We start from the raw sequence: 14,224 nt of genomic DNA, 5'->3' as shown, positions 1-14,224 counted from the left end.
GAGTAGTACGAGCCCGGGTGGGGGCCGCCCGAGAACACCGCCGCCCACAACGAGCTCTCCCGCCGCTCCCCATCAACCGCACTCACGCACCCCGCACGCCGCACTCACGCACTGCCGTTATTCCATCTCCACTTGGCGCACTTCCAGAATTTCGGAAAGCGTGCAGAGCGCGTCGACCACGTTCGCCGGGACGCGGCTGTCGACGGAGACAGCGGCCAGCGCTTCGCCGCCGATCTGCAGGCGCGCCTGGTGGTACTCGGCGATGTTGACGCCCGCCTCGCCCAGCAGCGTGCCCACGCGCCCGATCACGCCGGGAACGTCGCGGTTGCGGATGACCATCATCACGCCGCGCGGCGCCACGTCCACGCGGAACCCGCCGATGCGGATGATGCGCCCGTGCGTCTCGCCCAGCAGCGCGCCGCCCACGCGGATGCTGCGCTCGCCGCCCTCCAGCCGCAGCTCGATTTCCTCGCCCTGCTCGCCGCGCGGCTCCACGTACGCCCACGCCGTCTCGATCCCGCGCTCCGCCGCTACGTGCTGCGCGTTCACCAGGTTGATGGCGCGGCGCTCCACCACGTCGCGAAGCGCCCCCTGCAGCGCGGAAAGCAGCAGCGGCCGCGGCGCGTTCTCGCGCGGGCCGGTGTAGCGCACCTCCAGCGAGCTGAGCGCGCCGGGAACCAGCGCGCGCCCCAGCCTGCCGAGCCGGTCGGCCAGGAGGAGGAGCGGGCGCAGTTCGCGCGTGGCCGCGCCGCCCACGCCGGACGAGTTCATCGCGGCGCTCAGGTCACCGGTGACCAGCGCGTCGCGCACGGCCTCGCACGCCTCCACCGCCACGTTGCGCTGCGCATCCGTCGTGGAGGCGCCCAGGTGCGGCGTCAAAATCAGGTTGGGGATGGCGCGCAGCGGCGAATCCACCGGCAGCGGCTCGTGATCGAACGCGTCCACCGCGGCGCCGGCGATGCGGCCGGAGGTCAGCGCGTCCGCCAGCGCGTCTTCCGCCACCACCCCGCCGCGCGCGAGGTTGAGGACGAACGCCTGCCGTCCCATTCGCGACAGCTCCGGCGCGCCGATCATCCCCCGCGTCTCGTTGTTGAGCGGAACGTGCACGGTCAGCACGTCGGCGCGCTCCAGCGCCTCGTTCAGCCGTTCCACGCGCTCGATGGCCAGCTCCTCGAAGCGGGGCGCGGCGATGTACGGATCGTAGCCGATGACCTGCATGCCGAACGCCCGCGCACGCCGCGCCATCTCCCCGCCGATGCGGCCGACGCCGATGATGGCCATCGTCTTTCCGCGCAGTTCGATGCCGCCAAGTTTGCTGCGGTCCCAGCGCCCGGCCCGCATGCTTTCCGCCGCGACGGGTACGTGGCGCGCAAGGCCGATCAGCACGCCGAACGCCAGCTCCGCGACGGAAACCGTGTTGCCGCCCGGCGCATTGATGACGGCGATGCCCAGCTCCGTCGCCGTGGGCAGGTCCACGTTGTCCACCCCAACCCCGGCCCGCCCGATGATGCGCAGCCGCTCGCCCGCCTGCAGGAACTCGCGCGTCACCCTGGTCGCGCTGCGGCCGATGAAGGCGTCGTACGTGCCGATTTCCTCCAGCACTTCGGTCAGCGGGCGGGTGGGCTTTTCCACCACCTCGATGTCCGGGTGCGCGCGCAGGATGGCGACGCCCTCGGGGTCGACCTCGTCGGTGACCAGCACGCGATAGCGGCGTTCCGTCATCCCAGCACCTCTTCCAGGGCGGCGAGGAGCAGGTTCAGTTCATCCACCGTGTGGTCTCCCATGTGGCCGATTCGGAATGTGGTGTCCTTGAGCGTGCCGTAGCCCGTGCCCAGCGTCCAGCCGCGGGCCGTCATTTCCCCGGAGATGCGCGTGGCCGGCATGGCTCCGTCGACCGCGATCGTGGTGACCGTGGGCGAGCGGTAGCCCTCCGCCGCGAAGAGGGAGAGCCCCCAGCGCGGGCCGCGCTCCTGCACCCATTGCCACGTGCGCTCCGCCATGTCCCAGTGCCGCCGCGCGCGCGCTTCCACACCTTCGGCGCCAATACGGGCACATTGCTCCGCGAGGGCGTAGATGAGCGAAACAGCCGGTGTCGTCGGCGTCTGGTGCTTTTTGGCGTACGCGTCGAACTCGATCAGGTCGAAGTACTGCCCGCGCCCGCGCAGCGTCGCCGCCCTGGCCATCATCCGTTCCGACGCCGTGCCGAACGCCAGCCCCGGCGGGAGCGCGACGGCCTTCTGCGAGCCCGTCAGCAGGAAGTCGAGCCCCCACGCCTCCGCCTCCACCAGCATTCCGCCCACACTCGTCACGCCATCGACGAGCAGCAGGATCTCTTCGCCGGTCTCCGCTTCCGCCCGGCGGACGGCTTCGGCGATGTCGGAAAGGGGATTGAGGACGCCGGTGGATGTTTCCGAGTGGACGACGGTCACCGCGTCACACTTTCCGTCACGGAGGCGCGTGTAGACCTCCTCCGGATCGTGCGCGCGGCCGAACTCCACGTCGTACATCTCCACGTCGCGGCCGCAGTCGTCCACCAGATCGCGGAAGCGCGCGCTGAACGCGCCGTTCACGAGGGAGAGCGCGCGGGTGCGCACGCCGTTGCGGATGGCACCTTCCATCAGCCCGGTGGCGGAAGAGGATGCGACGTACACCGGACGGCTGGTGCGGAAGATGGCGCGCAGCACGGGGTCGCAGGCGCCAAGCAGGGCAGACATTTCGCTCCCGCGATGGCCGATTACGGGGCGCGTCATGGCGGCGAGCACGTCGGGGTGCACTTCGGTGGGCCCCGGAAGAAAGAACCGCCCGAACTCCGCCGGCGCGGGAAGATGCACGTTCTCGGTCACAGTGGACGCGGGTACGGGTTGATGCTGATTGGTGCGTCTCGATTACTCGAGGCGGATTCGGAGAAGGTCCTCGCCTGGGTTCTGCTCCCCCTGAAACAAGGTTCGGGAGGTTCGATGGAACCCGGTGCATGCTGAGGCACCCCTCACCCCCCAACCCCCTCTCCCGCAAGCGGGAGAGGGGGAGCCGTTCGGCGCGGAAGCAGGTTCGGCGCGCGTCCGCCAGATCATCGGCGGTTGAAACCGCGCCACGAAACACACGAAATCCGCCTGCGCGGACTGGGACTCCATCTCTGTTCGCGTCGCCTACGCAGTTGAAGCCCCGAACGGCGCCTGTGGGCGTCGTGTCGGGGGTTCCCGCTGTTTGAGCGGCGGATTCATTCGCTCAACGGGGTTCGCGCGCCGCTGACATCCACCCACATCCAAATCAGCCGTCGCGATCAGCCGGCGCGCAGAAGCTCGTAGCCGCGGGCGAGGAGGTGCGCCCACGGGGAGCCGGACAGGCGCTCGCGGTCCCCTGCGGTGCACGCGAGCGCGAGCACGGGCGCGAGGCTCGGGTCGCGCAGCACGTGGTCGGCGCCGGCGGCCACGGCGGGGCGGAACTCCACGCCCATGTACGCGGCGAATGCATCGACGGCCGGGCGCGCCTCGCGGTCGGTGGCGCCGTCTCCCACCAGGAGCGCGGGGCGGGGAAGATCCCACCCCGCCAGCACGCGTGCCTTGCCGCCGCTGGCCGCGAGCGGCGAGTCATCCTCAAACCCCTCGTACTCGCCCGCCGTGCTGAACCGCAGCCCGACGGCCGCCACGTGATCGTCCGCGATCGCAAGCTCCGCCGCGACCGCGTCCACTGCCGGGCGCACACCGCCGGAAAGGATGCGGACATCCTTCTTCAGCCACAGGAGCGCCGCGACTACCTCGCGCGCATCGGGCACGAGCGTTCGCACGTACTGCCTGCCGATCTCGTCCACCTGCGCGCGCGTCGGGCGGATGAGCGCCAGACGGCGGCCGTACACCTCTTCCAGCGGCACTTCGCCGCGCATGGCGGCATCCGTGAGCGCTGCCACCTGCTCGCGGTACGGTCCGGCGAGTTCGTCGATGCCCTCGATGCCGACGAGGGTGCAATCGCAGTCGAAGACTACCGTGGCAAAGCCGGTCACCGGATCACGATCGCAAAGGCGGAAGATGAGCAGGCATGCTGGCGAAGTGAGCGCCATTCGGCAATGGGCAGAACGTCTGCCAAATTCGATCTCGGAGCGCCGGGCGCGTCCAGGAAGGCGTCCGGGCGCCGCATCGTCACGTTTCTCACGCCGTTCTCGCGCGGAAAATAGATCCTTCGTCGGCGCCAGGGTTCGTCTCGGCCGCCGCTTCGGCCGGCGCCTCCTCAGGATGACGCCAACGGGCGTTGCGGCAACGGGTTGCGTACCTCCGAACCGTGGCCGTGTCTGCCGCCGCCGGGTCCCGTCTGCCGCGCCTGTCGCGCCATCTGCGCCGGCTATGGAATGCGTCTGCGCAACGTCCCGCCTGCCACGCGCCCCGCGCCCGCGGTGGCGGAAACCATAGGCTTCGTGCCAAGGGCCGCGCGTCGCCGTTACGCATTCCGCGTCACCGTCCACACGTCCACACGTCCACACGTCCACACGTCCACACGTCCACACGTCCACACGTCCACACGGCGGCTGCCGGCTCCCGTGTTCACGCTCGAGGCCGCTAGTCATCCATCGACACAACAGAACGCCGGAGAGCGATCAGGACATGAGGACGGGGGCGAAGCCGGCGGGGAGCGCCAGGACGAAGGTGGACCCCACGCCGGGCTTGGAGCGCACGCTGATATCGCCGCCCAGACGGCGCGCGAGCTGGCGGGAGAGGGACAGCCCCATTCCCGTGCCGCCGTACCGCCGCGTCGCCGATCCATCCACCTGCCGGAACGGATCGAAGATCGCTTCCATGTCGGCTTCCGCGATGCCGATCCCCGTATCCTCCACCTCCCAGACGACGGCGTGCCGCGCGTCCCCGCCCGCGCGGGCCTCCGGCGTCCACGGCGAGCCGCTGCTGATGCGCACGCGGATGGTGACGCTGCCGCTGGCGGTGAATTTGTACGCGTTGCCCACCAGATTGCGGAGAATGCGCACGACCTGGCTGGGATCGGTGCGCACGGGGACGGCGGCGTCCGGCGCCAGCGTGCGCACCACCACCTCCGGCGAGGGCGCGGGCAGGCCCGACATCGCCGCCCGGGCCAAGGCCACGGCGTCGCACGTTTCCGGCTTCACATCCAGCCGGCCCAGCTGCAGGTTGGCCATGCTGAGCAGGTCGTCGATCAGGTGCATGAGCGCCATGGCGGCCGCCTCCACCTTTTCCACGCTGGCCGACTGCTCGGCGGTGAGCGGCCCGCCGTGCTGTTCGCGCAGCAGATAGGTGAAGCCCAGGATGGCCGTGAGCGGCGTGCGCAGCTCGTGCGAGACGTTGGCCAGAAACTCGTTCTTGAGCCGCCGCGCCTCTTCCGCCTCGCGAAAGCGCGCCTCCAGTTCCACGTTCTGCTCGCGAAGGCGCAGGTTGGCCCGCTGCAGGTCCTCGATGAGGTGCGCCTTTTCCGCCGTGGCGCTCAGCTGGTCGGCTACCAGGCGCAGCAGAGAGCGGTCACCCTCATCCAGCTGCTCCGTCTGGCGGAAATAGAAGGTGAGCGCTCCCTCCGGCCGCCCGTCCAGCACCACGGGAAGCGCCACCGTGGAGGCAAAGCCCAGTTCGCGGGCCGCGTCCCACCAGTCCGCCAGCGCGGTGTCGGCAAATACGTCGTACACCTCCACGAAGCGGTGCTCGGCCACGGCGATCCCCGTGGGGCCCAGCCCGACGCGCACACGCATTTCGCCAAGGAACGGACGGAATTCCGCGGGCCAGTTCCACGCCGCCACCAGGCGCAGAACGTCGTCGCTCTCGCGCAGGTACACGCATCCGAACGCCGCGCCCACCACGGGCGCAACGCGTTCCAGCGCAAGCCGATACACCTCTTCGGGGCCCCGCGCCGTCAGGAACGCGTGGGCGATTTCCCTCGCGGCGCGAAGTTCGCGAACGTGCCTCTCGTGCGCGGGAAGTGGCGTAGCTACTGAGGTTTCGTGCACGGCAACTCTCTTGACGTGTGCGGAGGGTGCGCCTACTCTACGGTGCGAACGGCGCTGCCGTTTGGTTTTGTGCCAATTCACACCCCACTTTCGACAGGAGCTCCTTCGTGAACAAGTCTGATCTCATTCAGCAGCTTACCTCCCGTGCCGACCTGAGCCGCGCTGAAGCCACCAAGGCCATCGACGCGCTGTTCGGGGTCGAGGACGGCATCATTTCGGAGGCGCTGCGGAACGGGGACAAGGTTCAGATCACGGGGTTCGGCAGCTTCGAGACCAAGAAGCGCGAAGCGCGCAAGGGCCGCAACCCGCGGACCGGCAAGGAGATCGACATCGCCGCCAGCACCAGCGCGGCTTTCAAGATCGGCAAGCGCCTCAAGGACATGCTCGGCGCGTCCTGAACCATTGATCGACGGCGGAGCGTTCGCCGGTTCCACTTCACGAAAGCCACGGCCCAGCGCCGTGGCTTTCGTGTTTTCCGCCACAGGCGCGTCAAGAGCTTTCGCGTCGAGGACGGAGGGTAGCGCGATCAGCCCAGCTGAGGCGCGTTCGGAGAGGGCCCCCTCCCCCCAGCCCCCTCGCCCCGCAAGCGGGGGAGGGGGAGCCGTTCGGCGCGGAGGCGGGTTCGGCTCGCGTCCCCCGGCAGGCCCCTCCCCCGGCCCCTCCCCGTGCAAACTGCCGCACGGAGAGGGGGGAACTCACACCGGATTCGGCGGCCACGGTGCAGTTGAAGCCCCGATCGTGGACGCGACAGCGGCCATGAGTCGGGGGTTCCCGCGGTTGGAGCGGCGGATTCATCCGCTCTCGTGCCGGAGGGTGGGCGAGTAGTACGAGCCCGGGTGGGGGCCGCCCGCGAACTTCGCCATCCCGTCAGGTCATCTTTCCCGAAAAAGACGCGTCCAGATCGCCTTGCACGGTTCCGTTCGCGCGGCGCGGCGGCTATCGTGCATGTTCACGCCGTGTCCGCGGTCCGTTGCACGTTCAACCTCTCACCTTGCGCATGGGCCGGAAGAAGCGCCTCCCGACCGCTGAACCAGCCTCGCCGGGCATCTCGCGCGAGGTGTGGGGGCGCGTGCACCCCATTCTGGACCTGCACGGAATGACGGGCGAAGAGGCGCGGCGGCGGACGGAGGTCTGGCTGCGCGACCAGCAGGCGCGCAACGTCCGCACGGTGATCGTGGTCACCGGCCGCGGGCTGCATTCGCGCGGCATCCCCGTCGTCAAGAACGAGGTGGAGGACCTGCTCACCGCGCTCAAGGGGCGGCTGGTGAGCGGATGGGAGGATGCCAGCCAGGGCGGCAGCTTTCGCGTGGAACTGCGCCGCCCGCCGCCGCCCGCGCGCCCCGCCGCGCCCGTGTTCCGCTCGCCCGTGCTGGACGATGCACACCCCGCGCTGCGCCTGCGCGCCGCCGAGGCGCTCGCCGAACTGGGCGTGAGCCCCACGCCCGCGCTGCTGGACGCCGAAATCCGCCGCATGCTGGCCGAGGGCGCCGAGGACGGCTGATGGTCGGGCGCGGTGGTTGCCGGGTACCTCGGTGCCGGGGCGACTGAAGTCGCGGCAACAACGGCGCGAACTCCGCCTGCGCGGACTGGGGCAGCGGGTCTGATGCGTCTCGACCTGCGCCGGCCCGCGCCGCCATCCAGGAGCGAATGAATTCGCCGCTGGACCCGCACGAAGTCCGCCTGCGCGGACTGGGGCGGCGGATTCAGACGCGCGGCGCATCGATCCGCATCGGCCGAAATTCCCGAAATCTGCCCGGACCCCCGCGCGGCGCTAGTGTAGCCGACGCAAAGGGCGGCGCGCAATGGTGGCGCGCCGCCCTCCGTCGTCCCCGTGCAGTGCGGATCCAGTCAGAGACGCACGACGCCGATTCCGCAGCCGCGCCCGCCAGCCTGGTCCTGGTCGATGAACTGCGCCGTCTTTCCCGGATGCCGCCGCTTCAGTTCCCGCCACAGCGGCTGCACCTGGTTGCCTGGGAGTTCCGGGTTGGGATGGATGTCGTGCAGCGCGGCGATGCCTCCCGGGCGCACGAGGCCGCTGTAGAGCGCCCAGTCCTGCCGCACGCCGGCCTCGGAGTGGTCGCCGTCGATCCACAGGAAGTCTACGGACTGTCCCGCCAGGATCTCCACGAGGCGGTCGCGCGTTTCCGGAAGATGAGAATCACCCGTGACCTCCGCGAGCGTCTGGGCCGGCTGAAGCGCGCGGCGTACGGCGAGCAGGTCGTCCGGCCGCGTTCCCATCCCCTCCGCCGGATTGGGCAGGTCGATGCTCACCAGCAGCGCATCCGCCGCGGCGGTCGCGGCCCAGCACCGCAGCGTCCCCCCGCGGTGCGTCCCGATCTCCACCACCACGCCCGGCCGCAGCTCCGCGACGCGGCTGATGAGGCTCGCCAGCTCCCACGTGCGCTGCATGGCGCCGTGCTCGCGGATGGCCGTGCGGGCCATGCGCACCGGCGCCGGTCCGTTTCGCGCCATGAGCGCGGCCACGCGGGAGGCGCGGCGCAGGTTGTGGATCATGTTCATGGGCGGGTGGGGCGGGGGAGGGATGATGGGGAGGAGCGCGGCCCGAGATGATTTCGAACGGAAGCGCCCCCGCGCGCCGGCACGGGGGCGCTTTCGATTACAGCGGGTGCGTGTGGATGCCCGCCGTGGACGGCATGGGATCAGTCCTCGCGCGGACGACGGAATCCACCGCCGCGCGACGGGGCTCCACCACCGCCACCGCTGCCGCCGCGGGATCCGCCGCCGCCGTATCCACCGCCCCCGGAGGGACGCCCGCCGCCACCGCCGTATCCACCGCCGCCGCCACGGGGACGGTCGTCGCCGCCACGCGGGCCGCGGTCGTCGCGGCGCGGGGGCCGATCATCGCCGCCGCGAGGAGGAGCGCCGTCGCGCGGTCCGGGGCGCTGCATGCGCCGCGGAGGTCCGCCGCCGTCGCGTCCGCCCGCGGGCGCCTTGCGCTGGCGGTCGTAGTCCACGCGCAGGCTGCGGCTCTTCATGGTGGTGCCGTTGAGCGCGCTGATCACGCGCTCCGCCACGTCCGCGGGCACCTCGACGATGCTGAAGGTGTCGCGGATGTCGATCTTGCCGATGTTGCTGCCGGGGATGTCGGCTTCGCCGGCGATGGCGCCCATCAGGTCGCTGGCCCGCACGCCGTCGCGCTCGCCCAGGCTGATGAACAGCCGGGTGAAGGCGGAGGGCGCCGGTCCCGCGTCCGTCTGTCCCGCCGCGGGGCGGGCTTGGGGACGCGCCGCGCGGGCAGCCTGCGCCGCCGCGGGCATGGCGTCCGCCGAGGCGGCCACGGCGGCCGGACGGCGGCGCAGCAGCGCGGAGGCCGCCGCCGCCACTTCCGCCGGGGTGAAGTCGTCGAACAGCGGCTCCAGGATGAGCATCTGCGCGGACAGATCTTCTTCGCGGATCGCGCGGCGCAGTTCGCCGCGGAAGGCGCGCAGGTCCGCCGAGCGCGAAACCGGCTCTTCGCCCGCGATCCCCGCCGGCTGGGCGTGGAAGTTGGCGCGCTTGGCGATCTGGCGCAGGTGCCCCAGTTCGCGCGGCTCCACCAGGATGAAGCCCGGGTCCTCGCCGCCGTGGCGCGCGGTCAGCGTTTCCTCGTCCGCGGGGACGTCAAAGCTGATCACCTGCCCGGCCGGTGTTTCCGTCTCGTCTTCGTCCTCCGGCGCGGAGCCGATGACGGCCACTTCGGTGTCCGGATCATCCGCGTCGCCCACCAGGAAGCCGCGCATGGAGAGCGCTTCGGCCACCTGCGCGGCGCGTTCTTCCGTGCGGCAGTACAGCACGGTGACGTCGCCCTCACCGCGGCCGTTGCCGCCCAGCAGGCGCGCCACGGTGTCCACCTTGTCGCGGTCGGCGACGGGGACGTAGCCCACGGTGGACGTGGGCGCGGGCGCGGGGACGTTGTCCGGCACCGCGGCCTCGGCCGGGTAGCGGATGGCGCGCTTGACCCGGCGGCTGGCCAGGTCTTCCACCGGCTCGATCACCTCGGCGGTGATGATGATGCGCTGCGCGTCGCGCGGCAGGTGATCGAACAGCGTTTCCAGCACTTCCCATCCACCCAGCGCGTGGATTTCGGCGGCGCCGTCGATCACCACGGCCTCCACGCCTTCGAGCTTGACGTCGCTGGAGCGCACGGCTTCCATGACCTCGGCCGGCGTCGCGGCCAGCACGTCGGCCTGCCCCGCCGCCGTGCCCCATCCGCCGCCGGAGGCCGAGACGCTCAGCCCGCCCGCGTGGGCAAAGGGCACCAGTTCCAGCGCGGCGCGGTCCGCGGCCTCGGGGGTGGCGGAAAGAATGAGCAGGCGCGTGCCGCCGGCTGCTTCTTCCGCCTCGTCTTCGCCGGTTTCGCGGGGCGACAGGCGGTCCAGCACGCCCAGCCCGTAGGCCAGCGTCTTGCCGGATCCGCTGCCCGCGCGCGCCACCAGGTTGCCTTCGCGGCGAAGCACCGGAATGGCGGCTTGCTGCAGGGCGGTGGGGCGCTCGATCCCGGCGTCTTCCAGCGCCGCGAGGAGCGGCTCGCGAAGCCCGAGGTCGTTGAATGAAGCCATGTACGTCGTTCCGTCCGTCTGGGTGGGTCACACCGACGCGCAGCGTCAACCGATTCGCGCGCCCGCATTCGCAAGGTTCCTGCCCGGCGCCGGCCAGTTGCGGCGCGCGGGGTGGACAACTTACGTCACGCGGGCGCGATACGCGAAGTTGGGTCGCGATTCATCGCAGGGCGCCGCTGATTCCGGGTGCATTTTCACGCGGAGGACGCGGGGGTGGCGGAGGGGCGCGGGGGAACCGATCAACAACGGATCCCTCACGCAGAGCAGCAGAGCAGCAGAGAAAAAAGAAGAAATGATCGGGCTCACACGGAGCCGACGAAATCAACGGAGTACATGACTTCTGTTCCTGTTGACTCTGTTAACTCTGTGTGATGCCTTTTGTTGTCTGTTCTCTGCTCCTCTGCTGCTCTGCGTGAGATTGCTGTTCCTCCGTGCCCTCCGTGCATCCTCCGTGGCCTCCGTGTGAAACGGCAGTAGAAGCTCGTCCACCGCACGAAACCGGAGTCCCGCGCCCTATCGCCGGGGCACGCGGACGCCTACTCTGCGCGCTCGCGACCCGTGATCCATCCACAAGGCCCCATGTCCCCCAATCCCGAGGCGCGCGGACCGCTCGCCGGCATCCGCGTGCTGGACCTGAGCCGCGTTCTGGCCGGCCCGCTCTGCACCATGACGCTGGGCGACCTGGGCGCGGACGTGCTCAAGATCGAGCGCCCCGGCACTGGCGACGACACGCGCACCTGGGGCCCGCCCTGGTCCCCCGGGACCGGCGGCCGCGAGTCCGCCTACTATCTCTGCGTCAATCGCAACAAGCGCTCGGCGGCGGTGGATCTCAAGACGCAGGACGGGCGCGATCTGGTCCGTCGCCTGGCGCGGGACGCGGACGTGCTGGTGGAAAACTATGCGCCGGGCACGCTGGACGGGTGGGGCCTGGGATTCGACGCGCTCGCCGCGGACAATCCGGGGCTCGTGTACTGCTCGATCACGGGATACGGATCGGACGGGCCGGAGCCGGGGCGGCCGGGCTACGACTTCGCCGTGCAGGCGCGGTCCGGGTGGATGTCCATCACCGGCGAGCCGGACGGTGCGCCCACCAAGGCGGGCATCGCGCTGGTGGATGTGCTCACCGGGCAGAACGCGGCGATCGCGATCCTCGCCGCGCTGCGCGAACGCGAGATTTCCGGGCGCGGGCAGCGGGTGGAGGTAGCGCTGTACGATTCGGCGATGGCGGGGCTGGTGAACGTGGCGCAGGCCGCGCTCGTGACGGGAAACGAGCCGCGGCGCTGGGGCAACGCGCACGCCACCATCGTCCCGTACCAGACCTTTGCCGCCGCGGACCGCCCCGTCGCCGTCGCAGTAGGAAATGACGCGCAGTGGCGGCGTCTGTGTGGCGTGCTGGGCGCGGACGACCTGCGGGATGACGAGCGGTTCGCCACCAATCCCGGCCGTGTGGAGCACCGCGAGCTTCTGGTTCCGCTGCTCGCGGCGCGCTTCCGCACGGCGGACGCGGCCGCGTGGCTGGGCGCGATGGAGGATGCCGGCGTCCCCTGCGCCCCCGTGCAGACCGTGGGCGAGGCGCTGCGCGATCCCGTGCTGCTGGAGCGCGACGGTCTCTGGCAGATGGAAGGCGCCACCTTCGGCGCAGTGCCTACCGTCGCCTCGCCGCTGCGGCTGGACCGCACGCCGGCCTCCCCGCGCCTCCCCGCGCCCGCGCTGGGCCAGCACACGGCCGAGGTGGTGGCGGACGGCTGGGCGCCGCGCCCCGGCCCCCACCCCGAATCCGCCAGCGACGCCCTTCCGTAATCGCCGCGTCCCGCGCGATCGAAGAATCTGGCCCGCGCACGCCGGCTCGCCCCCGCGCGTTGAACCGGCGGCCACAGTCCGCGAAGGCGGACTTCGTGCTGTTCCAGCGGCGAATTCATTCGCTCCTGGACAGGTCGACGGGCCGACGGTTGCCGCCTGAACGCTACTTTCCGCCCCAGTCCGCGCAGGCGGACTTCGCGCCGTTGTTGCCGCGACTTCAGTCGCCCCAGCCCCCACGCCCAGCCCGGCAAAGAAAGGAGCAGGCTTGACCACCGCCGCACCGACGATCCGCACGGGCCTCAACCTGCCTCTGTACCTGCACGGCGCGCGGCTGTCGTTCCGGCGCCAGTTCGCGTACCCGCTGGCCACGTTCTGGGGCCTGGTCACCAATCTCTTCTTCGGCGCGTTGCGCGTGGCCGTGCTCCTGGCGCTGTTCGGCGCGCGTCCGCAAATGGCTGGATACACGCAGGCCGACGCCGTCACCTACACCGGCCTTACCCAGGCCCTGCTCAGCGCGTTCAGCCTCTTTGGATGGTACGACCTGATGCGCACCATCCATCGCGGCGAGGTGGCGACGGAACTGCTGCGCCCGCACTCGTTTCTGGGCTTCTGGATGGCGCAGGACGCGGGGCGCGCCGCCGCCCAGTTTCTGCTGCGCGGCGTGTCGATCCTGGCGCTTTATGCACTGATCTGGGGGCTGGAGTGGCCGGCCAGCCCGGCCCTGGTCGCAATCAGCCTCCTCCTTGCGTGGGCGTGCGGATTCGCGTTCCGCTTCTGGGTGAACTGCGCGGCCTTCTGGTCGCCCGACGCCGTGGGAATCGGCCGTTTCGCGTGGGGAATCATGGGGCTGTCGTGCGGATTTCTGATGCCGCTGGCGTTCTTTCCCGCATGGTTTCAGCGGCTGCTCGCCCTCACCCCGTTTCCCGGGATGATGAACACCGTCATCGAAGTCTGGCTGGGTGTGCGCGTGGGAATGGACGCGGTCCAGGCGATCGCGGTGCAGGCCGCGTGGACGGTGGCGCTGCTCGCCCTGGCGCGCCTGACACTGGCGCGCGGGCTGCGGCGGCTGGAGGTGGCCGGTGGCTGATTGGGTGAGGGATGCGCGCCACCACTTCCGCCTCTACCGGCGGCTGCTGGGGGCGCAGGCACGGTCGCAGCTGGTCTACCGGACCGCGTTTCTGCTGGATGCCGCCGCGGCCGCGCTCGTCACCGCCACCGAGTTCGCCGCGTTCGCGCTGGTGCTTCCGCGCTTCGGCTCGTTCAGCGGATGGAGCCTGGGCGAAGTCGCGCTCCTGTACGGAATCGCCGAACTCGCCTTCGTGCTGATGGACATCGTCTTCGGCGGATACGACGCGCCCACGCTCAGCGGGCACGTGCGCACCGGCAGCTTCGACACCTTTCTGCTGCGCCCCGTACCGCTCCCGCTGCAGATTTTCGGCTCTGATTTCGCCCTGCGGCGGCTGACGCGCGTGGTGCTGGCGGTGGGGATCGTCGGTTACGGCGTCGCGGGCGTGGATGTCGCCTGGACGATCGGGGACGTGCTGCTGATGGCGGCAAGCGTGCTGGGGATGATCGCCTTCTTCGGCGGCCTGTTCGTCGTCGGCGGAACGCTGACGTTCTGGACGGTGCAGAGCGTGGAAGCCATGAACGTGCTCACCTACGGCGGCCGCACGCTGATCTCGTATCCCATGGACATCTACGGAACGTGGCTGCGAAGGACGTTCACCTACCTGATCCCCGCCGCGTTCCTCAGCTACTTTCCCGTGCTGCACGTGCTGGGTCGGCCGCTGCCGGACGGCCTGCCGCACTGGGCCGCGTTCCTGCCCATGGTCGTCGGCCCGCTGCTGCTGGCGGCGGCGTTCGCGTTCTGGCGCGTGGGCGTGCGCCACTATCACGGGGCGGGGAATTGACC

The 14,224-nt window shown here is 70.6% G+C and carries 11 protein-coding genes; 5 read left to right on the top strand and 6 right to left on the bottom strand.

Annotated elements, in window-relative coordinates; translation table 11 throughout:
- Nucleotides 1–117: 117 nt before the first annotated feature.
- From serA to HNQ61_RS16405, 4 genes are all read right to left on the bottom strand, one after another.
- Entirely contained in the window at nucleotides 118–1,722 is a 1,605-nt protein-coding gene (serA, locus tag HNQ61_RS16420; protein WP_170032443.1) for a phosphoglycerate dehydrogenase, read from the bottom strand.
- On the bottom strand, nucleotides 1,719–2,843 hold the full coding sequence (locus tag HNQ61_RS16415) for an aminotransferase class V-fold PLP-dependent enzyme (protein WP_170032441.1): 1,125 nt from the start codon (nucleotides 2,841–2,843) through the stop codon (nucleotides 1,719–1,721). The genes serA and HNQ61_RS16415 overlap by 4 nt, the downstream gene beginning before the upstream one ends.
- A 437-nt stretch (nucleotides 2,844–3,280) precedes the next feature.
- The gene (locus HNQ61_RS16410) at nucleotides 3,281–3,997 is read right to left on the bottom strand and encodes an HAD family hydrolase (RefSeq protein WP_170032439.1); all 717 of its coding nucleotides are present in this window, start codon (nucleotides 3,995–3,997) and stop codon (nucleotides 3,281–3,283) included.
- Between the two features lie 588 nt (nucleotides 3,998–4,585).
- Nucleotides 4,586–5,953, bottom strand: coding sequence for an ATP-binding protein (locus HNQ61_RS16405; RefSeq protein WP_170032437.1), 1,368 nt, complete (start codon nucleotides 5,951–5,953; stop codon nucleotides 4,586–4,588).
- Between the two features lie 107 nt (nucleotides 5,954–6,060).
- On the opposite strand from HNQ61_RS16405, the gene HNQ61_RS16400 reads away from it, so the two are divergent.
- Nucleotides 6,061–6,351 carry an HU family DNA-binding protein gene (locus tag HNQ61_RS16400; protein WP_170032435.1) on the top strand — a complete coding sequence of 97 codons (291 nt, stop codon included), beginning with the start codon at nucleotides 6,061–6,063 and terminating at the stop codon, nucleotides 6,349–6,351.
- Between the two features lie 599 nt (nucleotides 6,352–6,950).
- On the top strand, nucleotides 6,951–7,454 hold the full coding sequence (locus HNQ61_RS16395) for a Smr/MutS family protein (RefSeq protein WP_170032433.1): 504 nt from the start codon (nucleotides 6,951–6,953) through the stop codon (nucleotides 7,452–7,454).
- A gap of 347 nt (nucleotides 7,455–7,801) precedes the next feature.
- Here the strand turns inward: HNQ61_RS16395 and HNQ61_RS16390 are convergent, their stop codons facing one another.
- Nucleotides 7,802–8,473 (bottom strand): class I SAM-dependent methyltransferase, encoded by a 672-nt coding sequence (locus HNQ61_RS16390; RefSeq protein ID WP_170032431.1) that lies wholly within the window; start codon nucleotides 8,471–8,473, stop codon nucleotides 7,802–7,804.
- 140 nt (nucleotides 8,474–8,613) lie between these two features.
- Nucleotides 8,614–10,512, bottom strand: coding sequence for a DEAD/DEAH box helicase (locus tag HNQ61_RS16385; protein WP_170032429.1), 1,899 nt, complete (start codon nucleotides 10,510–10,512; stop codon nucleotides 8,614–8,616).
- A 579-nt stretch (nucleotides 10,513–11,091) separates the two neighbouring features.
- On the opposite strand from HNQ61_RS16385, the gene HNQ61_RS16380 reads away from it, so the two are divergent.
- The 3 genes from HNQ61_RS16380 (at nucleotide 11,092) to HNQ61_RS16370 (ending at nucleotide 14,222) form a co-directional block, all read left to right on the top strand.
- The gene (locus HNQ61_RS16380; protein WP_170032427.1) at nucleotides 11,092–12,312 is read left to right on the top strand and encodes a CaiB/BaiF CoA transferase family protein; all 1,221 of its coding nucleotides are present in this window, start codon (nucleotides 11,092–11,094) and stop codon (nucleotides 12,310–12,312) included.
- A 265-nt stretch (nucleotides 12,313–12,577) separates the two neighbouring features.
- Nucleotides 12,578–13,399 (top strand): ABC transporter permease, encoded by an 822-nt coding sequence (locus HNQ61_RS16375; protein ID WP_170032425.1) that lies wholly within the window; start codon nucleotides 12,578–12,580, stop codon nucleotides 13,397–13,399.
- Nucleotides 13,392–14,222 (top strand): ABC-2 family transporter protein, encoded by an 831-nt coding sequence (locus HNQ61_RS16370; RefSeq protein ID WP_170032423.1) that lies wholly within the window; start codon nucleotides 13,392–13,394, stop codon nucleotides 14,220–14,222. Before HNQ61_RS16375 ends, HNQ61_RS16370 begins: the two co-directional genes overlap by 8 nt.
- The last annotated feature ends 2 nt before the right edge of the window (nucleotides 14,223–14,224 follow it).

The organism is Longimicrobium terrae (genome assembly GCF_014202995.1).
GTDB lineage: Bacteria > Gemmatimonadota > Gemmatimonadetes > Longimicrobiales > Longimicrobiaceae > Longimicrobium > Longimicrobium terrae.
Note: the sequence above shows the minus strand (reverse complement) of the source record. Positions and strands in the feature narration are given on the sequence as shown.